General features: G+C 64.3%; 20 protein-coding genes and 6 pseudogenes. 20 read left to right on the top strand and 6 right to left on the bottom strand.

Going from position 1 to position 23,955, the window contains the following annotated elements; translation table 11 throughout:
• Window positions 1–7 precede the first annotated feature (7 nt).
• The 8 genes and pseudogenes from ABNX41_RS15840 (at window position 8) to ABNX41_RS15805 (ending at window position 7,498) form a co-directional block, all read left to right on the top strand.
• Window positions 8–1,045, top strand: a complete 1,038-nt coding sequence (locus ABNX41_RS15840) for an ABC transporter substrate-binding protein (RefSeq protein WP_438670693.1) — start codon at window positions 8–10, stop codon at window positions 1,043–1,045.
• A gap of 2 nt (window positions 1,046–1,047) precedes the next feature.
• Window positions 1,048–1,842 (top strand): SDR family NAD(P)-dependent oxidoreductase, encoded by a 795-nt coding sequence (locus tag ABNX41_RS15835; protein WP_438670692.1) that lies wholly within the window; start codon window positions 1,048–1,050, stop codon window positions 1,840–1,842.
• Between the two features lie 38 nt (window positions 1,843–1,880).
• On the top strand, window positions 1,881–3,614 hold the full coding sequence (locus ABNX41_RS15830) for a M28 family peptidase (protein ID WP_438670691.1): 1,734 nt from the start codon (window positions 1,881–1,883) through the stop codon (window positions 3,612–3,614).
• 1 nt (window position 3,615) lies between these two features.
• On the top strand, window positions 3,616–4,629 hold the full coding sequence (locus tag ABNX41_RS15825) for a ketopantoate reductase family protein (RefSeq protein WP_438670690.1): 1,014 nt from the start codon (window positions 3,616–3,618) through the stop codon (window positions 4,627–4,629).
• A gap of 39 nt (window positions 4,630–4,668) precedes the next feature.
• Window positions 4,669–5,472 carry an IclR family transcriptional regulator gene (locus ABNX41_RS15820; RefSeq protein ID WP_438670689.1) on the top strand — a complete coding sequence of 268 codons (804 nt, stop codon included), beginning with the start codon at window positions 4,669–4,671 and terminating at the stop codon, window positions 5,470–5,472.
• Between the two features lie 101 nt (window positions 5,473–5,573).
• Window positions 5,574–6,686: a M20 family metallopeptidase gene (locus tag ABNX41_RS15815; protein ID WP_438670688.1), complete on the top strand. Its 1,113-nt coding sequence runs from the start codon at window positions 5,574–5,576 to the stop codon at window positions 6,684–6,686.
• A gap of 139 nt (window positions 6,687–6,825) precedes the next feature.
• Window positions 6,826–7,147 (top strand): annotated as a pseudogene (locus ABNX41_RS15810) (transposase); the annotation flags it as partial.
• Between the two features lie 21 nt (window positions 7,148–7,168).
• The gene (locus tag ABNX41_RS15805; protein ID WP_438670708.1) at window positions 7,169–7,498 is read left to right on the top strand and encodes a recombinase family protein; all 330 of its coding nucleotides are present in this window, start codon (window positions 7,169–7,171) and stop codon (window positions 7,496–7,498) included.
• A 125-nt stretch (window positions 7,499–7,623) separates the two neighbouring features.
• Here ABNX41_RS15805 and ABNX41_RS15800 read toward each other — a convergent pair.
• A pseudogene (locus ABNX41_RS15800) lies at window positions 7,624–7,986 on the bottom strand (transposase); the annotation flags it as partial.
• Between the two features lie 64 nt (window positions 7,987–8,050).
• Window positions 8,051–8,710 (bottom strand): annotated as a pseudogene (locus tag ABNX41_RS15795) (transposase); the annotation flags it as partial.
• Between the two features lie 248 nt (window positions 8,711–8,958).
• Between ABNX41_RS15795 and ABNX41_RS15790 the strand changes: the two are divergent.
• The 9 genes and pseudogenes from ABNX41_RS15790 to ABNX41_RS15750 form a co-directional block, all read left to right on the top strand.
• A complete protein-coding gene (locus ABNX41_RS15790) occupies window positions 8,959–9,522 on the top strand; it encodes an RNA polymerase sigma factor (RefSeq protein ID WP_438670687.1) in 564 nt (187 codons plus the stop codon).
• A gap of 135 nt (window positions 9,523–9,657) precedes the next feature.
• Window positions 9,658–10,623, top strand: coding sequence for a FecR family protein (locus tag ABNX41_RS15785; RefSeq protein WP_438670686.1), 966 nt, complete (start codon window positions 9,658–9,660; stop codon window positions 10,621–10,623).
• Between the two features lie 218 nt (window positions 10,624–10,841).
• Window positions 10,842–13,262, top strand: coding sequence for a TonB-dependent siderophore receptor (locus ABNX41_RS15780; RefSeq protein ID WP_438670685.1), 2,421 nt, complete (start codon window positions 10,842–10,844; stop codon window positions 13,260–13,262).
• A complete protein-coding gene (locus ABNX41_RS15775) occupies window positions 13,256–14,077 on the top strand; it encodes an ABC transporter ATP-binding protein (RefSeq protein ID WP_438670684.1) in 822 nt (273 codons plus the stop codon). The genes ABNX41_RS15780 and ABNX41_RS15775 overlap by 7 nt, the downstream gene beginning before the upstream one ends.
• Window positions 14,077–14,973, top strand: coding sequence for an iron-siderophore ABC transporter substrate-binding protein (locus ABNX41_RS15770; RefSeq protein ID WP_438670683.1), 897 nt, complete (start codon window positions 14,077–14,079; stop codon window positions 14,971–14,973). Before ABNX41_RS15775 ends, ABNX41_RS15770 begins: the two co-directional genes overlap by 1 nt.
• Window positions 14,970–16,913, top strand: a complete 1,944-nt coding sequence (gene fhuB / locus ABNX41_RS15765) for a Fe(3+)-hydroxamate ABC transporter permease FhuB (protein WP_438670682.1) — start codon at window positions 14,970–14,972, stop codon at window positions 16,911–16,913. Before ABNX41_RS15770 ends, fhuB begins: the two co-directional genes overlap by 4 nt.
• A complete protein-coding gene (locus tag ABNX41_RS15760) occupies window positions 16,910–18,022 on the top strand; it encodes a DUF2218 domain-containing protein (RefSeq protein ID WP_438670681.1) in 1,113 nt (370 codons plus the stop codon). The genes fhuB and ABNX41_RS15760 overlap by 4 nt, the downstream gene beginning before the upstream one ends.
• Window positions 18,023–18,198: 176 nt before the next feature.
• Window positions 18,199–18,368: pseudogene (locus ABNX41_RS15755) on the top strand (IS110 family transposase); the annotation flags it as partial.
• Window positions 18,369–18,381: 13 nt separating this feature from the next.
• A pseudogene (locus tag ABNX41_RS15750) lies at window positions 18,382–18,537 on the top strand (IS3-like element IS1133 family transposase); the annotation flags it as partial.
• A gap of 64 nt (window positions 18,538–18,601) precedes the next feature.
• On the opposite strand, the gene ABNX41_RS15745 reads toward ABNX41_RS15750, so the two are convergent.
• From ABNX41_RS15745 to ABNX41_RS15735, 3 genes are read right to left on the bottom strand one after another with little or no spacing between them, the layout of a single operon-like run.
• Window positions 18,602–19,942, bottom strand: a complete 1,341-nt coding sequence (locus tag ABNX41_RS15745) for a sensor histidine kinase (RefSeq protein ID WP_438670680.1) — start codon at window positions 19,940–19,942, stop codon at window positions 18,602–18,604.
• Window positions 19,939–20,601 (bottom strand): response regulator transcription factor, encoded by a 663-nt coding sequence (locus ABNX41_RS15740; RefSeq protein ID WP_438670679.1) that lies wholly within the window; start codon window positions 20,599–20,601, stop codon window positions 19,939–19,941. Before ABNX41_RS15740 ends, ABNX41_RS15745 begins: the two co-directional genes overlap by 4 nt.
• A gap of 9 nt (window positions 20,602–20,610) precedes the next feature.
• Window positions 20,611–20,967: a PepSY domain-containing protein gene (locus ABNX41_RS15735; RefSeq protein WP_438670678.1), complete on the bottom strand. Its 357-nt coding sequence runs from the start codon at window positions 20,965–20,967 to the stop codon at window positions 20,611–20,613.
• 123 nt (window positions 20,968–21,090) lie between these two features.
• On the opposite strand from ABNX41_RS15735, the gene ABNX41_RS15730 reads away from it, so the two are divergent.
• Genes ABNX41_RS15730 through ABNX41_RS15720 form a run of 3 tightly spaced genes read left to right on the top strand, consistent with a single transcriptional unit; the run spans window position 21,091 to window position 22,995 of the window.
• Window positions 21,091–21,351 carry a PepSY domain-containing protein gene (locus tag ABNX41_RS15730; protein ID WP_438670677.1) on the top strand — a complete coding sequence of 87 codons (261 nt, stop codon included), beginning with the start codon at window positions 21,091–21,093 and terminating at the stop codon, window positions 21,349–21,351.
• Between the two features lie 29 nt (window positions 21,352–21,380).
• Window positions 21,381–21,950, top strand: coding sequence for a transferrin-binding protein-like solute binding protein (locus tag ABNX41_RS15725; RefSeq protein ID WP_438670676.1), 570 nt, complete (start codon window positions 21,381–21,383; stop codon window positions 21,948–21,950).
• Window positions 21,951–21,990: 40 nt separating this feature from the next.
• A complete protein-coding gene (locus tag ABNX41_RS15720; RefSeq protein WP_438670675.1) occupies window positions 21,991–22,995 on the top strand; it encodes a hypothetical protein in 1,005 nt (334 codons plus the stop codon).
• Window positions 22,996–23,138: 143 nt separating this feature from the next.
• Here the strand turns inward: ABNX41_RS15720 and ABNX41_RS15715 are convergent.
• Window positions 23,139–23,926 (bottom strand): annotated as a pseudogene (locus ABNX41_RS15715) (IS256 family transposase); the annotation flags it as partial.
• Window positions 23,927–23,955 lie beyond the last annotated feature (29 nt).

Here is a 23,955-nt window from a genome sequence, read left to right as displayed (position 1 = left end):
AGTAGAAATGAAGATCAAATCCAATCTGACTGCCGGCCTTCTGGCCGTCTTGCTTTCGACCGGTGCGGCACTGGCGGAACAAACCGAACTGACCGTGATCGTGTATGGCGGTTCGTTCGAAGAAGGCTGGAAGAAAAGCGTCATCGAACCTTTCGAGGCCGCCAACCCCGATATCAAGGTCAAGATCGCCACTGGCCTGACGATGCAGACTGTGGCCATGATGCGCGCCCAGAAAGACGATGCGCAGATCGATGTCGTCATGATGGATGAAATCGGTGCGGCGCAGGCCAAGGCTGAGGGCCTTTATGAACCGCTCAGCGTGGAATCCATCCCGAACCTGGAACAGCTCTACCCGCAGTTCCGTTCGGAAGGTGATGTTTATACGAAGTTCATGTATGTGACCCAGGCTCTGGTCTGGAACAAGGACCTGGTCGAGGGAACCCCCGACAGCTTCGAGGCGATGTGGGATCCGGCCTATGCAGGCGAGGTCGTTCTGCCCGATATCACCACCTCACACGGAACCTTCATGCTGCTGACCGCCAATGACATGGCTGGCGGCACCTTGCAGAATGTCGATCCGGGCTTTGCAAAGCTTGCTGGGCTCAAGCCCAATGTAATGACCTTCTACACCCAGCACGCACAGATGTCGCAACTGTTCCAGCAAGGCGATGCCGCGATCACCAGCTGGACTTCGGATCGTGCGCAGGCGGCGATCGACGGCGGCGCTAACCTCGGCTGGACCATCCCGAAAGAAAGCGTCTACCTGATCGATTCCACCATCGGGATCGCGAAGGGTTCAAAGAACCTCGAAGCGGCGCAGCGCTATATCAACTTTGCGCTCAGCGCCGAAGCGCAGGCCGACAATGCGAAATATACCTATCTTTCGCCGGTGAACGCGACGGTCAAGCTTGCCCCCGAAGTGGCGGCAAAACTGCCGGTGGGCGAGGGCGTTCTCGAAAAGCTTAAGGTCGTGGACTGGGATTACGTCACCTCGGTGCGCGAGGACTGGACCGCGCGGTGGAACCGCGAAATTTCGGGTCAATGACAATGACGGCAAGCGCTCATGTGTCGGCGGGGGATCTCCCGCTGGCAATCGTGACGGGCGCTGCGCGCAGCCTTGGTCACGACATCAGCCGCTGGCTTTTGCAACATGGCTGGCGGGTCGCGATGACCGATGCGGATGGCGACGGCGTGAAGGCGGCGGCGGCGGCCTTCGCATCCGAAGGTCTGCCGACACAGGCCTGGCAGCTGGACGTGTCGGATGCGCATGCGGTGCCTGTGGTGTTCGACGCCATCCAAAAGGCCATGGGCCTGCCCGAAGCGCTGGTCAACAATGCCGGCATCTATCCCGACCATGTGCTGCTTGACATGCGGGTCGAGGATTGGGACCGGGTGATCGGAATCAATCTTCGTGGCACGTTCTTGTGCACTCAGGCCTTTGGCCGCCAGCGCCGCGACGCTGGTGTCCACGGGGGGGCAATCGTCAATTTCGCATCAGCAGCGGCCTTTTCCGCACGGCCGGGCGTGGCCCATTATTCGGCATCGAAAGCGGCCATCGTGATGTTCACCAAATCCTGCGCGCAGGAGCTCGGGCCGCTTGGCATCCGCGTGAACGCAGTTGCACCCGGACTAATCGAGGTGCGCGAGGGCCAGGTCACGCCTGAATATCGGGATGCCTACCTGACGATGATTCCGCGCGGTCGTACCGGGCGGGCGCCGGATATTTCGGGGGTTGTGGGTTTCCTGCTGTCGCCGGAAGCTGATTTCGTCAATGCCGAATGCATTGCGGTTGATGGCGGCTTTCTTGCCGGCCGGTCCCTTGTTCGAGCGGGGACGCTCTGACGCGCCCGCCCGTTTGTGATAATCAGAGAGAAGACAAAATGTCTCTGGCGACCCTGATGCACGAAATCGATCGTGCGAGGATGATGCGTGATCTCGAAACCTTTGCCAAAAGGGTAAAGCTGTCGGGCACGCCGGAAGAGCTTGAAAGCTTCCGCTACCTTCAGTCCCAACTGGATGCGGCGGGCTTTCACACAAGGCTCATACTGCATGATGCCTACATCAGCCTGCCGGGGGCGGCCTCGCTGGAGACCGAAGACGGTTCCGAAAGCTTTGAATGCATTACGCATTCCTTTGGCCAGAACTCTCCACCCGGCGGGCTGGCCGGGTCGATGGTCGATGTCGGCGCACCGGATCAGGCGAATTTCGACCGCCATGACCTGCGCGGCAAGATCGCGATCATCGACGGGCTCTGCGCACCGCTGAGCGCAAAACGTGCACGGGACGTGGGCGCCATCGGGCAGATTCACGTGATGCCTTATGAGCACCGCCATGAGATGTGCATCTCGAATGTCTGGGGCAGCCCGGAACCCGAAGAGCTGGACCTTTTGCCGCAAACGGTTGCCGTAACGGTGAACGCCGAGGCCGGGGCCCGGCTGCGCGCCCTGATCGCGGCGGGCGATGCAAGGGTGCGCATGACGGCCAAGGTCTCGACCGGCTGGTGCAAGACGCCGATCTTAGAGGCGGATCTGCCCGCACCGGGAACCGATGCGGAGGCGCCCTTCATCCTGTTCTCGGGACACCATGATACCTGGTTTGAAGGTGTTATGGACAATGGTGGCGCCAATGCGACCATGCTGGAGGTCGCTCGCATCATTGCCGGTCACCGCGACCAGATCCGGCGCGGGCTACGCCTGTGTTTCTGGTCGGGTCATTCGCATGGGCGCTATTCGGGTTCGCAATGGTATGCCGACAACCACTGGGGTGAACTGTCGCGACGCTGCGCGGTGCATGTGAACATCGATTCGACCGGCGCCAAGGGCAATGTGATCCTTGAGAACATGGCCGTCAGTGATGAGCTGAAGGCGCTGGCATCCGAAGCGGTCACGGCCATTTCCGATCAGGTTCTGCAAGGTGAACGTCTGTCGCGGGCCGGAGATCAGTCCTTCTGGGGCATCGGCATCCCTTCGATGTTCATTTCCGTGGGCGAGCAAGATATCGCGCTTGGCCTGCCCAATCTGGTCAGCTTCATGGGCGGCCAAGGCAAGCGGCGCGGCGCGGGCTACGGCTGGTGGTGGCATACAGCCGACGATACGCTCGACAAGATGGATCCGGAAATCCTGGAACGGGATACCGGGCTTTATCTGCATACGATATGGCGATTGCTGACCGATCTCGTGCCGCCGGTCGATCATGCAGCCTGGTGCAAAGGCTTTGGGGAAACCCTGCTACCGATGCTCGACCTGGCTGCAGAGGCGGGATTTGACAGCACGGAATGCAGGCAGTCGTTCGAACGGTTTTCCGCACTGGCTGCACAGTTCAACGCCTGTCGCGAAGCCAACCCGACTGCGGCGCTGCAAGTGCTGATGGCCGTGTCACGCGCTCTGGTGCCGATCGACTACACATCGGGTGATCGCTTCCGGCCCGATCCCGCCTTGCCCTTGGCTGCTGTGCCGGTGCTCGATCCGCTGCGCGCGCTGCTAGAGGCTGCACGGCAGGGACAGGAGAAGCGCCACCATGCTGTCGCCGCACGGCGTGCGCTGAATCGCATCGTGATGGCACTGGCCGAGGCCACGACAGCCTTGGACAGTTACATCGTTGAAAGAGGTCGCTGACATGGCGAAGGAACCTTTCCTCATCTGGGGTGTCGGCGCGATCGGAGGCACCATCGCCGCCCATCTGGCGCGTGCAGGCCATGAGGTCGCAGTTGTCGATACCGCGCGGGATCATGTCGAGATGATCCGGACCCGCGGCCTGCATGTCTTTGGGCCGCTGGCCGATTTCACGATCCGTATCCCGGCCTTCCTGCCCGAAGAGCTGATGGGAAAGTTCCGGCGCATCCTTCTTGCGGTCAAGACGCCGACAACAGACGCGGCGCTGGCGGGGCTGCTGCCGCATCTGGCCGATGACGGTTATGTCGCCTCGTTCCAGAATGGTTTGTGCGAACGCCGGATCGCCGAAGTCGTGGGGCCTGCGCGAACCATGGGGGCCTTCATTAATTTCGGTGCAGACTGGCATGGGCCCGGCGAGATCCTATTCGGCAACCGCGCGGCGGTTGTGGTGGGCGAGATCGACGGGCATATGACGCTGCGTTTGGCCGAACTGCATTCGGCCCTGCTGGATTTCGAACCCGAAGCGATCCAGACCGACCGGGTTTTCGCCCATCTCTGGGGCAAGTTGGCATATCTGACGTTGCTTTATGCGCAGGCGCTTGGCGATCTCGGCATTGGCGATTGCATTGCACGCCCGGAACTGCGTGGCCTTTGGGGAGAAATTCTGGGTGAAGCCAATCGTGTTGCCCATGCCGAAGGCGAAACCCCTATCGGTTTCGATGGGTTCGACCCCGAGGCCTTTGGCGTGAATGGCACCCTGGAACGGCAGAACCTGTCGATCGCACGGATGGTGGAGTTCAACCGTGCTTCGGCCAAGACCCATTCGGGGATCTGGCGCGATCTGGCTGTCCGCAAGCGCAAGACCGAGGTTGCCCAGCAGATTGAACAGATTGCCTTGATCGGTGCCAGCCACGGGATCGAAACGCCGCGGGTGCGCAAGCTTGTCACCATGATCCGTGAGATCGAAAACGGGACGCGGCAAATCGACGATGCAAATCTGCTAGAGCTGGCTGCCTGATCGTCGATAGACTGACCGTCGGACAGCGGGAGACGAAACATGGCAGACCACCCCCCCCCCTTCGCGGAAGAGCTTCCGGCCCGCCCGCCTGCCTCGGTCAAATCTGCCGCGCGGGTTCTGGACCTGATGGAGTTGCTTGGCGCGACCGAAAGTGGCCTCCGTCTGGGTGAGATATCGGCGGAGCTCAGCTTTCCCAAAAGCAGCTGCCACATGCTTTTGCGCACCCTGTCCGACCGTGGCTATGTCGAGCGTGACGACGAGGGGCGCTATTCCTTGCGCCGCGTCTATCGGGAAACCGGATCCTGGGTCAGTGGTCGATTTGCCCTTCTGCGCGAAATTGCCATGCCCGAACTCGAGGCCCTGTCCCAGCAGATCAACCAGACCACCGTGCTGGGCGTGCTGACCTCACTGCCCGATATACGGGTGATTGCCACGATCGAGGGGCGGTCAGGCATTCGCTACGAGATCCCGCTGGGTGCGCGTTTCCCGCTGTTTTGTTCTGCCATGGGGCGATGTGCGCTCGCGTTCAGCACCGAAGAGTTCCGCGAGGAGTATTTCGCTACCCATCCCCGGCCACAGTTGACCCGGCATACGATCACAGAGCTTTCCGCCTTGCGCGCGGCTGTGGAACGTGCCCGCGAACGACGATTTGCGATCAACGCTGAAGAGCACGTGATTGGCGTGACATCCGTCGCGGCGCCCATTCTCGATGGCGCAGGCCGGTTCCTCGGGTCGCTGAATGTAGGCTGCATCACACCGAGTTTTCACGAGAATGGCACCGAGATCGAGCGAGCCGTGCACGAGGTGGGGATCAGGCTCACCCGGCTTGCGGCCAACATCTGATCCCTCAGCCTGAAGAAGCAGAAATGTCCGCACAACACTCTCCATCCCTCTCGGCCCCGCTGGAATCCGCCCGCGCCTGGCTTTCAGGTCAGGAGACCGCCATGATCGGGCTTCTGGCTGAACTGGTCGCGATCGACAGCCCTTCGGCCGATCCCGTGGCGGTTTCGCGGGCCCGCGATCGAATCGACGCCTTCCTGGCCGAGGCAGGTGTGGCCACGCGAAAACTGCCCACTGGGGCAGGAGGCGCGGATTGCCTGATTGCCAGCCATCACGACACCGGCAGCAAGCGCCCGCTGCTTCTGATGGGGCATATGGATACAGTCTTCGGAACGGGAGAGGCGGCCCGGCGACCCTTTACGATCCGCGATGGACGCGCCTATGGCCCGGGTGTCGCCGACATGAAGGCCGGGCTGGTGATGAATGCCTTTCTGATGGCGGCGCTTTCCCGGCATCGCGTTCCGCTGTCGATCCGCGCCCTGTTTACCGTCGATGAGGAGATCGGCTCGCCCGCCTCGCATAAGGTAATCGAAGATGTCGCAAGTCAGGCCGCTTTTGTCTTTAATTCCGAACCGGGGCGGAGCAATGGCGATATCGTCCGGGCACGACGGGGCGGGGCCTTCTACCGGGTCTGCCTGACCGGACGCGCGGCCCATGCCGGTCTGAACCCTGATCAGGGGCGCAGTGCCATTCTGGCGCTGGCGATGAAAATCCTCGATTGGCAGGCGCTGAACGATCCGGAACAGGGCATCTCGGTGAGCACCGGCCTGATTTCAGGCGGACGAGCCGTCAACATGATCGCCCCATGTGCCGAGGCCCAGATCGATCTGCGCTTTGGAAGCAACGAAACCGGACAGAAGGCCGAGGATGCGTTGCGTGACGTCGCGATGATGTCTCATGTTGAGGGGGTGAGCGCGACTTTCGAAGTGCTTGGGAAATTCCTGCCGATGACAGAGACGGATCGATCGCGCGCCTTCGTCGAGACCTATCTGGATGCCGCGCGGGTGGGCGGCGTGAAACGGGAGGACGGCAGAGAAATCGCTGCCGCCTTCACGCCCAGTTGTTCGGATGCGGGGCTGTCTTCCAGCCTTGGCGTGCCGACGATCTGCGCCTGTGGACCGGTCGGAGGCGGGGCGCATAGCGAAGAGGAATATCTCGAAGTGGCGACCATCGTACCGCGCACACTCGCGGTTTTCGACACGATCGCAAGGCTTTGACACGCCAGTCGGTTTTTTGTACGCGTGCCAAGAACTCGGTTCTTTGCCGGATTTGGGCAGCGGCATAGGGTAATCCCCCCATGGTTAAAGGGCTGTATAAGTAGAATTTTCTCGTGAGCCGTGAGCTGAGGAGATTCGAATGAGAAAGAGCCGTTTCACGGAACCGCAGATCATGGCTGTGCTTCGCCAGGCCGAGAGCGGTGTGGCCGTGCCTGAGCTTTGCCGAGAGCATGGGATCAGCACGGTGAGCTTCTACAAGTGGCGCTCTAAATATGGCGGCATGGACGTGTCGATGATGAGCCAGATGAAGGCGCTTGGAGACGAGAACCGGCGGCTGAAGCGCATGTTTGCCGAGCCTTCGGCATGCAGGCCGAACTGCTCAAGGAAGCCCTTGGAAAAAAATGACACGGCCAGCTCAACGCCCCGAGCTGGCCGAGAAGGCAGTGGGGACGAAGGGGGTCTTCACCGATTACGCGCAGGGCATGTCGGCGGGCAAGATCGCCGAAGCGTTGAACGATGAGCGCATCCCCGGCCCGCGCGGCGGCTCGTGGGGCACGTCGAGCATTCTCGGTAACTGCGAGCGCGACACGGGGGTTCTGAACAACGAGCTCTACCGTGGCATTCTGGTCTGGAACCGGCTGCATTACAGCAAGGATCCGGATACCGGCAAACGGAACTCGCGCCTGAACCCCGAGAACCGGCTGACCGAGGTGGCAGTCCCGCATCTGCGCATCGTCGGTGACGACCTCTGGAACCAGGTGAAGGCCCGCCAGGGCGCGATGAAGACGAAGAACACCGATGTCCCGATCTGAGACCGGCGCCGACCGAAGTTCCTGTTCTCGGGTCTGATGACCTGCGGCTGCGGCGGCGGAGGGTTTTCGAAGGTCTCGAAGGATGGCTTCGGCTGCTTGACGGCACGGAAGAAGGGCGCGGCCGCCTGCACGGACAGCCCGGCGGCATGGAGCCCGATGATCTTGTCATCCACACCGTCGATCCGGGTCTGGCCTTTCTTCACCAGCTCCGGCTCGAAACTGCCGCCCCGGTCACGCGGAACCGAAAGCGGCACCTCGCCGTCCGAACCCTTCACCCGCCTCGCTGCAACACCGTTCCGGCGGTTGCTTTGCTCGGCTGGCGGCTCTGCTCCAGCCTCATAGCCCAGATGGGCCGTCCGTTCGGCCCCAAGCATCCGTTCCATCAGCAAGATCTTCAGCTCTTTCATCAGCCCGGCCTCGCCCAGCAGATCCTCAGGCCGCTTGCAGCCCTTCAGCAACTCGTCCAGCAACTCGTTGGAAATCCTCATCATCCTTGCTCCTCTCAGGAAGCATGGACCACTTCACCGATACACAGATGATCGGACACTCGCGGCGCAGAGCGACCTCGCTGCCCTTGGCCCGCCTGCTGATCTCGGCGTCCAGTGTCCCAATCTCCGTCTAAAGGCGCTGGAGCGCCGCGACCAACACCTCCAGCGTGGCGATGATATCGACGGACAGACCGTTGTCCGAATTTTCGACGATCGCAATCCGTTGCGCAGCGTTGACAGCACCCAGAGGCACAATCGCCCAGATGCCCACGAGAGGCGCGTTGATCGCCTGTTTACGCTGCCGGATCAGCAGAATGCGGAAGACCGAGCAATGTTGCGCCACGGATTCAAGTACCGTGGCGAGGTGAAACGCCCTACATCTCTTCACTCTTCACCGGCACGAAACGCATCATGGGACTCATTCCCGCCTCGCAGGTTGCCCCGAGATCGGCGGCGTCATTCTTCTGTCGTTTCACGACAGGCTTCACACAGGCAGGCGGGATCAGCCGCATCTGATGGCCAGATTGGCCGACCTCGCGACTCCAGAAATGCGCGCTGCCACAGGCTTCCATCGCGCCAACGCAAGAAGAAAATCAACCGAAGAGGTGCAAAACCTGATCTCTTCGCAACTTCTTGCGAAGAGCCGCAAGACCGGCGGCATCAGCCCCATGAGCCTGAAAACACTCTTCGCCAGATCAAGGCCGACCGTAACAATCTCCGACAAGACCGCCTCCCAAAGTGGATTGTTGCGATTCCGCTCTGGCATGTCGATGCCGTCGGGGGGCGGTTACACCATCCATGCCGGGCCGGGGGTTCGTCGCAACAGGGCGTGCCGCATTGCGGTTGCGGCACTTGCATCACCAAAACAGCGTCTTTATGACAGGATGCGGGACAGCCAAAAGCCATCACCCGCCCGGTTGCCGTCTCTGTCGCAACGGGCGTTTTTTCTTATTCCCGTGATGTGCAATCCGCATGGCGACAGACTCCGGCACCATAGCCGCGCTTTACGCGGATGAGCGCCACCGGCTTGAGCGCAGGTTCATGCGCCGCGGTGCGTCCGCGCACGTCGCCGCCGATCTGGTGCAGGAGACGTTCATACGTCTGTTGCGCAGCCAGGCGGGCGAAAAGGCGGCCGAGATCCACGATCTCCGCGCCTATCTCTACCGCGCGGCGGAATCGGCCGAGGCCGATATGCGCCGCGCCGAGATCCGCGCCCTGAGGGTGATCGTCCGGGGCGCCGGGCCCGACGAGACCGTGGCCGACCCCGGCCCGCAGGTCGAGGAAGGCATGATCCGCGACGAGAGCAGCCGCGAAATCAGCGATGCCATCGCCGGATTGCCGCCCCGCGCGCGCGAGGTGCTGTTCCTCCACAAGTTCGAAAACCTCAGCTATGCGGAAATCGCGGAAAAACTTGGCATTTCGCGCAACACCGTCATGGTCCATATGGTGCGCGCCCTTGGCCTGTTGCGGGGCCGGTTCGCGGCAGGCAAAGAGAAGACCGCATCCGGTCGGGACTCCGGTCGCAAGCTGGACTAATTCCTTTTGCAATGCCGGACGTCTATCATAGCACACGATCTTACCACCGACGGGCACTGCCGCCTGCCGGACCGTTGCCAGAGAAGGTTCCCGTGACCAACGTCTTGATTTTCGACCGCGCGCGCGGGGTTTCGGGTGGGTGACACTCCGCTGCGCCAGACTGCAGATGACGAGGCCCTGGGCTGGTTCGTGCTGTTGCGTGACGATGATATCACCGGAGAGGACAGACTGCGCTTTCGCCGCTGGCTGAAGGCGGACCCGACCCATGAGGCCGCATGGGAAGGGGCGCAGGCCCTGTGGAACGATCTGGAGCCGACGCGCGAGGATGCGGCCTGGCTGGGCGGTCCACTGGAAGGCGTCCCGATCGGCGCCGCCGCCGCCCGACCGCGCCGCGCCCGGTTCGCGATGCTGCTGGCGGCGACGATCGGCGCGCTGACCATCGGCCTCGGCTGGCACCTGACGCCGGTCGGGCTGTTCGCCGATCACCGGGCCGGGGTGGGGCAGCGCGAGCGGGTGCGTCTGGCCGATGGATCCGAGGTCGAGCTGGGCGCCGCCTCGGCGCTGGATGTCGATTTCACCGCCAGCCGCCGCGAGGTCCGCCTGCTGGCGGGGGAGGCGTTTTTCACCGTCGCCCCCGATGCCGCGCGCCCCTTCCTGGTGCGGGCGGGCGGCGGCGAGGTGGTGGTGCGCGGCACCGCCTTCAACGTCAGGATCGCCGATGAGACCCGCGTCTCCGTCACCGAACATACGGTCGAGGTCAGCACCGGCGGCGGGCCGACCGTCAGCGTGACCGAGGGCGAGGAGGTCAGCTTCGGGCGCGGCGGTGTCTCGGCGGTGCGGCAGGCCGATCTGGACCTGGTCCAGGCCTGGCGTCATGGGCAACTCGTGTTCATCGACACGCCCCTGGACGCTGTGATCGCCGAGCTTGGCCGCTACCGCCACGGCTATATCCGGCTGATCGGCGGGGATCTCGGCCAAATGCGGGTGACGGCGGTGTTTCGCGCCGACCGCCCGGACGAGGCGCTGGAAACCATCGCGCGCAGCCTGGGGCTGGAGATCTGGTGCGCCTCGGATCTGCTGATCGGTCTGCGCCGGGGCTGATCCACGCAACCGCACCCTGTTCGGATCCGGGACCGTCCGGTTCCCGTTCTGGCGAAACAATTTTCTTCACAAGTAATTCATCCCTCCCGCTGCGGCGTCTTCACTGACAGGAGGCGCGGTTTTCTGCCGTGCCTAGGGCTTGAAACCTGAGACGTGAGGGCGGGGATCTGATGCGCGGGACTAGGATTATTCTGACCGGGGAAACGGTTTGCGGAGGCGTGACCGCCGCTGCCGGGCTGCGGGCCATGCTTTTGGCCTGCACGGCTCTGGTGGCGGTGGGGGCGGCGCTGCCTGCGGACGCGCAGAGCCCGGCCGAAGACAGCCGTGTGGCGAGCCTCGACATTCCCGCGCAGCCGGTCGCCTCGGCGCTGGTGGCCTTTTCGCGCCAGACCGGACTGCAGGTTTTCGTGACCTCCTCGGATGCGGGCGCGCGCCAGTCGACGGCGGTCAGCGGCGCGCTTTCCCCCGATGCGGCGCTGGCGCGGCTGCTGGCGGGCACCGGCCTCGTCTATGAGGTCAGCGGCAATACCGTCACCGTTTCCGCCCCCGATCAAAGCGCCGCCGACCCCGGCGATGTCGAGAATGGGGTGATCAACCTCGGCACCATTTATATCGGCGGCGCCAGTGGCACTTGGGCCCCGGTCGACGGCATCGTGGCCGAGCGCACCGGCACCGGGTCGAAAACCGATGCGGCGGTGATCGACATTCCGGCATCGGTCTCGGTCGTAGGGGCCGAAGAAATGGACAACCGGGGCGTCAACACGCTGGATACGGCCCTGGCCTATACGGCAGGCGTCAACACCAATCTTTACGGCGCCGACCGCCGTTACGACTTTGTAGCGATCCGGGGTTTTGACGGCACCAACGCCAGTATGTATCGCGACGGGCTGCAATCCAGGATCCATAATTTCACCGGCACCCGCATTGAGACCTACGGGATGGAGCGGGTCGAGGTGATGAAAGGCTCGACCTCGACGCTTTATGGCATGAACGAGCCGGGCGGTATGATTAATGTAATCACCAAGCGCCCGCTGGATTACAAATTCGGCGAGGTCTATTCGACGCTGGGCGACAACCATCTGGAATTCGGCACCGATTTCGGCGGCCCGCTGGACGAGGCCGGAAACTGGACCTACCGCCTGACCGCGAAATGGCAGGAAAGCGAGGATGGCCCGGCCTGGGCGAGGGACGATCGGCTTTATATCGCGCCGGCGCTTACCTGGCGGCCGAGCGATGCCACCTCAATCACGCTGATGGCGGATTATCAAAAGCGCGACGGCTCAAACCGCTACGGGATTCCGGTCGGATCGGGGATCGACCCTGAAACCTTCCTGGGCGAGCCGGAATTCGAGCATAACGAGACCGTCGAGAAGAATATCGGCTTCGCCCTTGAACATGCCTTCGACAGCGGGCTGATCCTGCGCTCGCACGGGCGCTACAGCGATCTGGAACTGGACCGCGCCAGCACCTATGCCGCCAATCACCCCGAGGATGCGTTCAACGGCCGCCATGCCGAAAAGATCGACGGCACGATGGAGCGCTGGTCCTTCGACACCCATCTGCAATATGACGCCAGCTTCGGCCGGGTGAACAGCCGCACGCTGATCGGCTTCGACTATACCCGCGCCGAGACCTATGATGATGTCTATCGCGGCACCGTCGGCAGCATCGGCAGCATTTCCGACCCGGTCTATTGCGGGCTGTCCTGCATCACGCTGGGCACCCATTTCATCGTGGATGCGGTCGAAAAGACCAGCGGCCTTTACGTCCAGGAAGAGCTGACCATAGACGATCGCTGGATTCTGACGCTGGGCCTGCGCTACGACGATGTCGATGCCGATGTCACCCAGATCCAGTTCTTCACGCCGACCTTCTCGTTCCCCTTCTCGCAGCAGGTGAAAAGCCATGCGCTGACCTCGCGCGCGGGGCTGACCTGGAAGGCGACCGAGGATCTGTCGCTTTACGCCACCTATTCCGAATCCTTCGTGCCGATCGCGCCTTTCAGCACCGGCTCGGCCCTGATCGAAGCGCCCGATCCGAAGGAAGGCGAGATGTTCGAGATCGGCGTGAAATATCGCCCCGAGGGGATGAACGCGCTGTTCACCGCCGCCGTCTACGATCTGCGCCAGACCAATCTGCCCTATCAGACCGGGGCCTGGACCTGGGCACAGCTGGGCGAGATCCGCAGCCGCGGCGTCGAGCTGGAGGCGCGGGCCGAACTGACCGCCGCCACCAATCTCGCGCTGGCCTACAGCTATACGGATGCCGAAATCGTCAGGCACCAGACCGGCACCGAGAATGGCAACAGCCCCGCCTTCGTGCCCGAACACGCGGCCTCGCTGTGGCTGGATCATACTTTCGCGGGCAATGGCGCAATGAACGATCTGACAATCGGCATCGGGGCGCGCTATGTCGGCAGCCGCTATGCCGATATCCAGAACACGGTGAAGCTACCCGCGCATGCCGTTTTCGACGCGGCGGTTCATTACAAACTGGCCGAAAACACCGCGCTTTCGGTCAATATCTCGAACCTGTTCGACAAGACCTATGTCAGCCATGTCGAGACCTGGAGCAATCCGGACACCGCCTTCTACGGTAGCGGCCGCATGATCAGGGCCTCGCTGAAGCATAGATGGTGACCCTGGTGACGATGGATGCCGATGCCTTCCGGCTGGAGGGCATCGGTTTTTCCGTGCCTGCCCGGCGCGGCGCTGCGGGCGACGGTCAGGTGATCCTGCGCGACATCACCCTCGGCTTTCCCCGGGGCAAGGTGACGGCGCTTCTGGGCCATAACGGTTCGGGCAAATCGACGCTGATGAAGATCATGGCGCGCCAGGCGCTGCCCACCACCGGAGCGGCCTTTTGCGACGGCCGCCCGCTGGCGGGATATGAGCCCCGCGCCTTCGCGCGCGCGGTGGCCTGGCTGCCCCAGGATCCGGGCGCGGCGACGGATCTGACCGTGGGCGAGGTGGTCGCCTCGGGGCGCTATCCCTGGCATGGGCCGCTGGGGCGCTTTACCGAAAAGGACCGCGCCGCGGTGGCCGGGGCGCTGGCCCTGACCGGCATGACGGATTTCGCGGATCGCAGCCTCGCCACCCTTTCGGGGGGCGAGCGGCAGCGGGCCTGGCTAGCCATGCTGATCGCCCAGGACAGCCGGACGCTGTTGCTGGACGAGCCGACCGCCGCGCTCGACATCGCGCATCAGATCGAGGTACTGTCGCTGATCCGCTGCCTGTCGCATCACCGCGGCCTCGCCGTGGTGATCGTGATGCATGACGTGAACATGGCCGCGCGGTTCTGCGATCTGATCCATGCGCTGAAAGGCGGCGAGGTGATCGCCAGCGGGCCGCCGGGCGAGATCCTGACGCCCGGGGTCTTGCAGCGGATCTACGGCGTCGCGATGGATGTTCTGCCCTGGCCGGGCCATGACCTGCCGCTGGCGGCGGTGCGGTGATGCCCGGCCCCGCCCCCGCGCATCCGTCGCGCCGCCAGGTGCTGGCCGCCGCCCCCGCCGCCGCGCTGCTGGCGGGATTTCCGGCTCTGGCCGCGCCCGGCCTGCGGGTCGTCAGCCTCGATTACGGGCTGGCCTCGACGCTGATGGCGCTCGGCCTGCCGCCGGTGGGGATTTCCGAACGCTCGGGCTGGGACGAATGGGTGGTCGAACCCGCCCTGCCGCCCGATGTGCGCGAACTGGGGATTTCGAGCGAGCCGAACCTTGAGGTTCTGGCGCAACTTGCCCCCGATCTGATCCTGGTGACGCCGTTTCTGGATGCGCAGATCGCCCGGCTGGAGCGTTACGCCCCCGTCCTGCGGCTGGAAACCTTCATCTGGAACGGCCGCCCGATCCTCGACGCCTGTATCTCCGCCACGCTGTCGCTGGCCGAACGCATCGACCGCAGGACCGGGGCGGAGCAGCTTCTGGCCGCGATGGAGGCGCTGTTCGCCGGTTGCCGCGCAAGGCTTGCGCGCCATGCCGACCGCCCGGTGGTGCTAGCGCATTTCTGGGATGCGCGCCATGTGCGGATCAGCGGCGATCCCAGCCTTTTCAACGATGTGCTGACCCGGATCGGGCTGCGCAACGCCTGGGATCAGCCGACCGGGGCCTGGGGTTTCCAGACCGTGCCGGTGGAAGAGCTGTCGGGCGTCGCCGACCCGGATGCGATGCTGCTGATCTTCGATCCGCTGCCCGCCGGCGCGCTTGAAAAGCTGTCGCAAAGCCCGCTCTGGCGCGCGCTGCCCCTGACCGCGCCGGGCCGGGTGCGGCGGATGGAGCCGGTCCTGCTGTTCGGCATGGTCAATGAGGCGATGCGGTTCGCGCGCAGCGTCACCGCCGCGATGGAGGCCGGATGACCCGCCCGCTGCCCCTGTTTGGCCTGACCCTCGGCGCGCTGGCGCTGGCGGCGCTTTTATGGCTGGTGATCGCGCCGGGCCTGCTGGCGCCCGCGCTGCTGGGCTATGATCCAGCGAAGATGCGGCTGTTCCATGCGACGCTGCCGCGCCTTGTCACGGCGGCGCTGGCCGGTTTCGCGCTGGCTCTGGCCGGGGCGTTGTTTCAGCAGGTGCTGCGCAATCCGCTAGCCTCGCCCTCCACGCTGGGGATCTCCGCCGGGGCGCATCTGGCGCTGGTGGTCGCGACGCTGTTCTTCCCCGGTCTGCTGGGCCTTGGCCGCGATCTGATCGCGCTGGCAGGCAGCGGCCTCGTCGCGGTGCTGATCATGGGGCTTGGCGCGCGGCGCGGATTCTCGCCTTTGTCGCTGGTGCTGTCGGGCCTGGTGGTCAGCCTCTGGTGCGGGGCGCTGGCGGCGATCCTCGTCTTCCTGAACGACCGCAGCATGACGAGCCTGTTCATCTGGGGCGCGGGATCGTTCTCGACGCTGAGCTGGGATCTGCCGCTGGCGCTTGGCTGGAAGGTCGCTGTGCTGGCGCTGGCGGTGCTGTTCCTTCTGCGCCCGCTCACGCTGCTCGATCTCGGCGACGAGACCGCCACCTCGCTGGGCCTCGGCCTATCGCGCCTGCGCGCGGCCGCGCTGGCGATCGCGGTGGCCCTTTCGGCGCTGGTGACCAGCGCGGTGGGGGTGATCGGCTTCATCGGCCTGATGGCGCCGGTGCTTGCGCGCCTGCTGGGGGCGCGGCGGGTGCCGGTGCTGTTGCTGTCCTCGGCGCTGATCGGGGCCTGGCTTTTGCTGATGACGGATGCGGCGCTGCAACTGGCGGCGGGGATCTTCGCCGATCTCCTGCCGACCGGGGCGATCACCGCCGTCCTCGGCTCGCCGCTTTTGCTGTTCCTTCTGCCGCACCTGAAGATCCGGCACCGCGCGTTGCTTCCGGCCCAGGGCGGGGCGGGGCGGGCGGGGGCGTATGGTCTGGTCCTCGCGCTGACGGGGATGGCGCTGATCCTGGGCCTTGCCCTGCTGGTCGGGCGCGATGCGACCGGCGGCAGCTGGACGCTGGGCCCCGACCTCATCGGCCTGCGCCTGCCGCGTGCCGCCACCGCCCTGAGCGCCGGGGCGATGCTGGCGGTCTCGGGCGTGCTGCTGCAGCGCCTGACCGGCAATGAGATGGCCAGCCCCGAGGTGCTGGGGATCAGCGCAGGCGCCACCCTCGGCCTTGCGCTCAGCCTGTTCGTGCTGGCCGCTCCGGGGATCGGGGTGCAACTGGGCTTTGCCGGGGCGGGGGCCTTCGCCGTTCTGGCGGTCATCCTGATCCTGACGCGCCGCGCCGCATTGGCGCCCGAAAGGGTGCTGCTGGCGGGGATCGCGCTTTCGGCTCTGGTTGACGCCTTCTCGGGCCTGCTGGCCGCGACCGGCGATCCGCGCGCGCTGGCGCTTTTGCGCTGGATGAGCGGCTCGACCTATAATGCGAGCCCGGGCAGCGCGGCGGTGCTGGCCGTGGTGGCGGCGGGGCTGATCCCACTCGCTGCGCTGTCCTGGCGCTGGCTGTCGCTGTTGCCGATGGGTGCGGGGGCGGCGTCTTCTCTGGGCGTGTCGGTCTGGCGCGCGCGGCTGTGGCTGTTCACCCTAGCGGGCGGGCTGAGCGTGGTGGCGACCCTGGGCGTCGGCCCGCTCAGCTTCGTCGGGCTGATGGCGCCGCATCTGGCGCGCGAGCTTGGCCTCGCCCGCGCGCTTCCGCAGGTGGCGGGGGCGGCGATGCTCGGCGCTGCGCTGATGGTTCTGGCCGATTGGCTGGGCCGGGTGGTGATCTTCCCCTGGCAAATCCCGGCGGGCCTGCTGGCCGCGCTAACCGGCGCACCCTTCCTGATCTTCCTTCTTTCGAGACGAGGCCGGAGATGACCGAAACCGCCGCCGAAGCTGCTGCGGAAGCCACCGCCGAAACCATCGGGGAGGGCGCCGCCATGCCCGCGCGCAGCCGCGCCGTGATCACGCTGACCGGAGATGCGGTCGCCGTGCTGGAAGCGCTGCTCAACCACATGACCGAACATGCCACCGTGACCCGCCGTCAGGACGGGGCAAGGCTGGAAAACCCGTTCTGCCAAGTCGAGATCGAATTGCTGGCCGAGACCATCCATGTCGATGTCGCCGCCCCCACGCCTGAGATCCTCGCGCTGGTGCGCGAATTCATCGCCGGGCATGTGTTTGAATTCGCGGGCGAAGACACCACCATCACCTGGACAGGCCAGGATGTCTGGGCCGGGCTGCCGCCGCAATTCCGTCAGGCACGGGTGCTGCGCGCCTTCGATCTGACACCGCATATGCGCCGGGTGGTCTTCGCCTGCGACAGGCCGGAGGATTTCACCCGCGATGCGGGCTATCACTTCCGTCTCCTGCTGCCGCCGGCGGGCCGCGCGCCGCAATGGCCGGTGCAAAGGCCGGACGGGCGGCTCGACTGGCCGCAGGGCGAGGATGCGCTGGTCAGCCGCGTCTATACGATCCGCGCGGTCGATCCGGCGGCGGGAACCGTCGCGGTGGATTTCGTGCTGCATGGCGGCGGCCCCTCCCCCGCCGCCGATTTCGCGCGCCATGCCCGCCCCGGCGATCTGGTTGGGCTGATGGGGCCGGGCGGCGACGGGCGGCCCGCGGCACGGCGCGCGCTGTTTCTAGGGGATGAGGCGGCGCTACCCGCGATCCTGCGCATGGTAGAGGAGACCGGGCCGGAAATGGCGGTCGAGGCGATCGTCGAACTGGAGGACCGCGCCGATATCCAGCCCTTCGCCCGCGCGGCGGATGTGACCTGGCTGCCGCGTGACGAGCGCGCGCCCGGCGATGCCGACCTGCTGGAGCGCGCGCTGGCGCAGCGTCTCGACAATGGCGCGCCGATGCCGGATCTGATCTGGGCGGGCTGCGAAAAGGCGGTCGCGGGGCGCATTCGCACCATGCTCCACACCCGCTTCCCCGAGCACAAGAAGCAATTCCGCATCTATGCCTGGTGGCGCCGATTTTGATGAACCGGCGCGCAAGGAGGTCCTTGGCGATATAAAACGGTCGAGGAGCGCCTCGGCCTCAGTTGATCAGCGCGGGCATGTTGAGGAGCGCCGAAAATGGCATTGATGATGTGACAGCCCCCGACGGCATCTGTGTGTCAGGGTTGGTCTGCGATGATCCACATAGGAAAGCGCTCATATCGGAGACTATCACAGTCAGGCTCGATCTGGCGAAGAATGTGTTTCAGGCTCGCGGGGCTGATGCCTCAGGGCGTGTTCTTTTTCGCAAGAAGCCGAGACGGGATCAGATTCTGTCGTCTTCAGCCAGCAGCCTAGCTGCGTTGTCGCGATGGAAGCTTGCGGCGGCGTGCCCGATGATGCGCCAGGTTGCGTCTGATCTTGGGATCGGGCTTTCGACGTTCGGTAAATGGATTCAGGCGATTTCCGATAAGATAAATTTACCTGAACGTGATGCTGATCTTTTACGCAAAAATGAGCGGGTTCGCAACGAGAACAACATGCTGTGCGAGGAGAGGTAGGTGTTTGATCCCATGGTTTGATGCTGCGATCCTTTCTTTGGAATGGAAGGATGCCTGCACTTCAGGCTTTGCTTGCAAGCTGCAAGCCCATTTCGACCCGAAGCCCTTGATCATGGCTGTCGAATGTCAGGCGGCCCTCGTTGAGGGTGACGATCTCCTGCACAAGGGCAAGGCCCAGACCATCGCTTTCGACATCCGGCGACAGGCTGACGCCGCGTCGGGTCACCAGATCAATCTGTGCAGCCGGAATGCCGGGGCCGTCATCCTCGACAACCAGTAAAAGCATCTCGCCTGCGGGTTCCGAGCGGATACTGACCGTGCTGCGGGCATGGCGCAGGGCATTCTCGGCGAGGGAACCGAGCGCCTCGGCCAGATCCTGCGGATCGATGCGCAGGGAGCGGGGCTCGACATCGACTGTTATTGCAATGGTGTCGCCGCGCTCGGTTCTGCGAAGCACATCCGCCACACCGCGGGCGATCCGCGCCGGATCGCTGACCCCTTTGCCGGCGATCCGGTCGCGGCCGAGCTCGTGATCGATGCGCTGGCGGATGGTCCGGGCGATCTGGGTGATCGCCCGGGCCGGTTCTGTCTGACCCGTAGCCTCAAGTCGGCCAGCTTCTCCCATCAAGGCCTGAAGCGGCGTCTTGAGCGTATGCGCCAGATCCGCCGCCCGGTGTCGCGCCCTGACGATCCGGGCGTCGCGCTCATCAAGCAGCGTATTGATGGCTTGCGCCAACGGCTCCACCTCCTGCGGCATGTCCCGACCAAGCCGGTCGAGATCGCCCTGCCCCAGTGCGGTGACCTGCTGGCGAATGCGGCCAAAGGGGCGCAGGCCGATGGCGATCTGGAGAAAGGATGCCAGGATCAGCAGCCCGCCCAATACGGCCAGGAACGGCACAAGATCGCGCTCGAACAGGTTCTGCGCCTCGATAAAGCTGTGGCGGTCCAGCGCGACCGAGATCCGTGCGGTCAGCCCGGCGCCTCCGATGCGGATAACACGATCATGGATCAAAAGGCTCTGACCGTCGGGTCCGGCTGCGGTCGTGATCCGGGCGGCGCCTCCGTCCGGCGCGGGGGCATGGCCCGGAATCAGAACCGCGTCCCACAGCGACTGGGACCGATAGCTGCGATCACCGATCTCGATCTGCCAGTAATAGCCGGAATAGGGCCGCAAATAGCGCGGATCGCCCCCGATCCCCTGATCCAGCTCGGCATTCGGCGCCATGGGGCGCAAGCCCGAAATCAGCATGACAGACCGCTCGGCCAGATCGATCTCGGCCAGGCGGTTGACCTGACGGTCGAACAGGGCCGAAAGCACCACCCCGCCGGTCGCCAGCGCAAGGGTGATGGTCAGAACCGCAGCCAGCCCCAGCCGCAGACGGATCGAGCGGCGCAGGCTCATTCCGCGCCTTCCAGAAAATAGCCAAAGCCGCGCCGGGTGCCGATGATCCCGGCTCCGGTCTTGCGGCGCAGCCGGGCGATCACCGCCTCGACCGCATTCACATCGCGCGATGCGTCGTCACCGTAAAGATGCTCCAGCAATTCGGTCGGCGGCACGACCCGGCCCGCCTGCATCACCAGATAGCCGAGCAACCGGAACTCCAGCGCCGTGACCGCAATCGCGCGGCCCGCGACCGATACGGTCTGGCGGTTGGTATCCAGCGTCAGTCGGCCAATTTCCTGCAGCGGGTTCAGCCGCCCGCCTGAACGGCGGACAAGCGCCCGCGACCGGGCAATCAGCTCCTCCATCCGAAAGGGCTTGGGCAGATAGTCATCCGCGCCGGAATCGATCCCCTCGACCCTTTCGTGCCAGCTGCCCCGCGCCGTCAGCACCAGAACCGGCATGTCGCAGCCTTCGGACCGCCAGCGTTTCAGCACGCTCAGCCCGTCCAGCCGCGGCAGGCCCAGATCCAGCACCACCAGATCATAATCCTCGGTGCCGCCCCGAAACCAGGCGGTCTCGCCATCCGCAGCATGTTCGGTCAGGAAGCCCGCCCCGGTCAGGGCGGCGGCGATGTCCCGGGCAATGGCCGCGTCATCCTCGACGATCAGGCAACGCATCTTGTCGCCTCAGTCATCGCCGTCCCCTTCCTCGACCTTAAGCACCGTGCCGGTGGCGGCAGCAACCTCGACTTCGAACAGGCGACCGTCAGGACCGAGAATGTCGAATTCATAGACCAGGACACCGTCTTCAAGCTCTAGCTCGACCTCGATGATCTCACCCGGAAAGGTGCTGCGGACAATAGCGAGGATCTGATCAAGCGGCAGGATCTCGCCACGTAACATGGCTGCGCGTGCCGTGCCTGCATCCAGTCCGTCGTCGAAACCGATCTGCGGCAGAAAGCCCGCCTCCTGGCCAGAGCCGGTTTCGGCCTGAACAGAAGACAGACAGAGCGCGCAGGTGGCTATGACCGGAAGGATACGCATGGCCTGCTTTAGACATGACCCGCTGACAGCTCGCTGACAGCCAGCGTCAGGGGGGCGTCAGGGCAGATGGGATTGAAGGGACGGGCATCAGGCCCCGACAGCCCTTTGAAAGGACTCAAACCCATGTTTCGTATGCCCCTTATTGCCGCCCTCGTGGCCCTTATCGCCCCGATGGGCGTCCAGGCACAACAAAAGCCTCTCGCGCCGATTCGCCCGCTGTCCGAAACCGTCCGGGCCTTCGAGGCGCGCGGCTATATCGTGCGCAGCGCCGAAGACGATGGCCGCACCCATGAGATCGAGGCGATCGCCCCGGATGGTCGCCGGATCGAAGCGGTGGTCGAAGCCGCCTCGGGCGAGGTGCTGACCGAGCGCAATGACGACTGACACCATCCCTACAGACAGGAACTGTCCAGATGACCTTTGTTCGCCGCACTTTTCCGACCCTTTCCGCGCTTTGCCTGCTGGCCGCCTGCGGAGGTGGCGGCAGTGACAATCCAGCTGCGGATTACAGCAGTGATGCTGCCGGCGCCGACAGGCTGACGGCTGAAACCGCAAGCCTGACCCAGACCGCTGCAGCCTCGATGCCTACCACCGGACGGGCGGAATATGACGGCGTGGTCGGCATGGCCTTTGGCAGCACCCCGACCACGCTGTCCTCGGCCGAAATGCTGGGCGAGGTCGATCTGACCGCGAATTTCGCGACCGGGCAGATCACCGGGGAATTCGATGATTTCAACACCGCGGCAGGCCAAGAGTTGAACGGGACATTGCGGGTGAGCAATGGGCAGATCGTCGGAAATGCCTTTTCCGCCGATATTGCGGGCAATCTGACCGGAACCACATCGGCCCCCGGCGCGGTGAGCGGCTCGGTCAGCGGCGACTTCCTGGGGACCAATGCCAGTGCAATCGAGGGCACCGGCACCGCCAGCAGTACGGCGGGTGATCTGGGTCTGGTCTTTGTCGGCACGCTTGATCGTGACTGAGATGGGAATAGCGGGGCGTCGCATCTGCGGCGTCCTCATTATGATACTGGCCTGGGCCGGGTCACTGGCCGCTCAGGACCTGCGGTTGCCATTGCAGCAGGGCCAGCCCGATCTGGCGCTTTTTGCACTGAGCCGCAGCGAAAGCAGGATTTCCGACCTGGGGCAGTTTTTGCTGGCACGGCAGGGCTTTCTGCATCAGTCGGATGGTCCGGCATTGCAACCGCTTACCTCCGGGCGGGTGCTGACGCCGACCCTCCGGTATGATGCGAATGTGAATGACGGCATTCCTTCCGACCGCATCACCCTCGGCGGGCTGCCCTTCGTGGTGACCCCGGATTCACGGGCGAAAGCCGCAGTGCTGGCCGGGCTGCAATACAGCAGCTGGCAAAGCTGGTCCTATGCGCCGGGGGCACGGTTGCGCGTTTCGCACAGCCTTGCTGCCGAGGCGGAGCCGACCTATGGCTATCACCAAGCCACCGCCAACCTGAAGCTTTGTGCCGAGCAGCCTGTTGCCAGCTGGACTTGGGTCGACAGCTGCCTGACTGCAGCAGCGCAATATGACGGCATCGGAACCGAGGCCGCGCTGACTGCAAGCCAGAGCCTGCGCCACCTGTTCCACAGCGGGACAGGCTTCCATCAGATGGGTCTGACGATCGGCGCGACTGCGACCGAAGGCTATCAGAAAGAAGTCGTGCAGGTCTCGCATCTGCTGCTGACCGACGGCGTCGGCATGTGGAACCTGGGCTATGCCTGGGGCGAGGAAATTTCCGCCGAGAATACGATGCGCCGCCGTCTGTCGGTTGACTGGACCGGCGAGGTCGCAGGTCGGCTTGTCTCGCTCTCACTCGCGGAAACCCGGACCGGCGGGGCGGCGCTGTTTGGCGTGCCGCGGAATGACCGGAGAACCCGGTTCGCCGTGACGCTGCCTTTGGGTCAGGTCGATATTGGCAGCTGGATCGAACACAGGGAGTCGACCATCGATGCATGGCGGGGGACGGATGCGGGCATGTCGGTGGGCTTTCGGACGAACCTGCTCGGGGGATGAACAGTTGATCGCCGCCAAGGCGATTGGGACACGGACGCCGATCCTTGTCGGGGCGCGAGCTAACGCACGCTGGTCACTGGATTTCGTCGGGAGTGTCAGGAACTCCGTATATCTGAGCGGACCCATGCGTTTTTCAGATACGTTCAGGCGTCGAAGCGCCCGGCGAACATTATGGCGAGCTGATTTCGTGCTGCAACCCATTCCCGGACGTCCCGGCCGCCCTTCTCGAAGTTGCGGATGGCGAGGAAGATCAGCTTTGTGGCGGCCTCGTCAGTCGGGAAAGAGCCCTTGGTTTTCAGTGTTTTCCGCAGCACCCGGTTCAGCGATTCCACGGCATTCGTGGTGTAGATGATCTTCCGGATCGCCGCGCTGAAGGCAAAGAATGGGGTAACTTCAGCCCATGCCCGACGCCAGGCCGGGGCGATGGATGGGTATTTCCCGGCCCACTTTCCCTCGAATGCCTCCAACTGGCGGGCGGCCTCCTCGGCGGTCGGGGCCTCGTAGATCGGGCGCAGATCGGCGGCCACCGTCTTGCGGTCCTTCCAGCTGCAGAAGTTCATGGAATGCCGGATCAGATGGACGATGCAGGTCCGGACCATGGCCTCGGGGAAGGCCGCAGTGATCGCTTCGGGAAATCCTTTCAGCCCATCGACAACCGCGATCAGGATGTCCTGAACGCCCCGGTTGCGCAGTTCGTTCATCACGGACAGCCAGGACTTGGCCCCTCGTTGTCGGCGATCCGCAGGCCCAGAACCTCCCGTTCCCCCGCGCGGGTGACGCCGAGGGCGATGTAAACGGCCTTGTTCTTGACCATCCGGCTGTCGGCATCGCGGATCTTCACCCGTAGCGCGTCGAAAATGACGATCGGATACATCCGGTCCAGTGCCCGGTGCTGCCATTCCCGGACCTCACCCAGCACGGCATCAGCAACTCGTCCAGCAACTCGTTGGAAATCGTCAT

This window comes from Pseudogemmobacter sonorensis, from assembly GCF_042762395.1.
GTDB classification, from domain to species: domain Bacteria; phylum Pseudomonadota; class Alphaproteobacteria; order Rhodobacterales; family Rhodobacteraceae; genus Pseudogemmobacter; species Pseudogemmobacter sonorensis.
The sequence above is the reverse complement of the archived record's forward strand: the minus strand, read 5'-3'. Positions and strand labels throughout refer to the sequence as shown.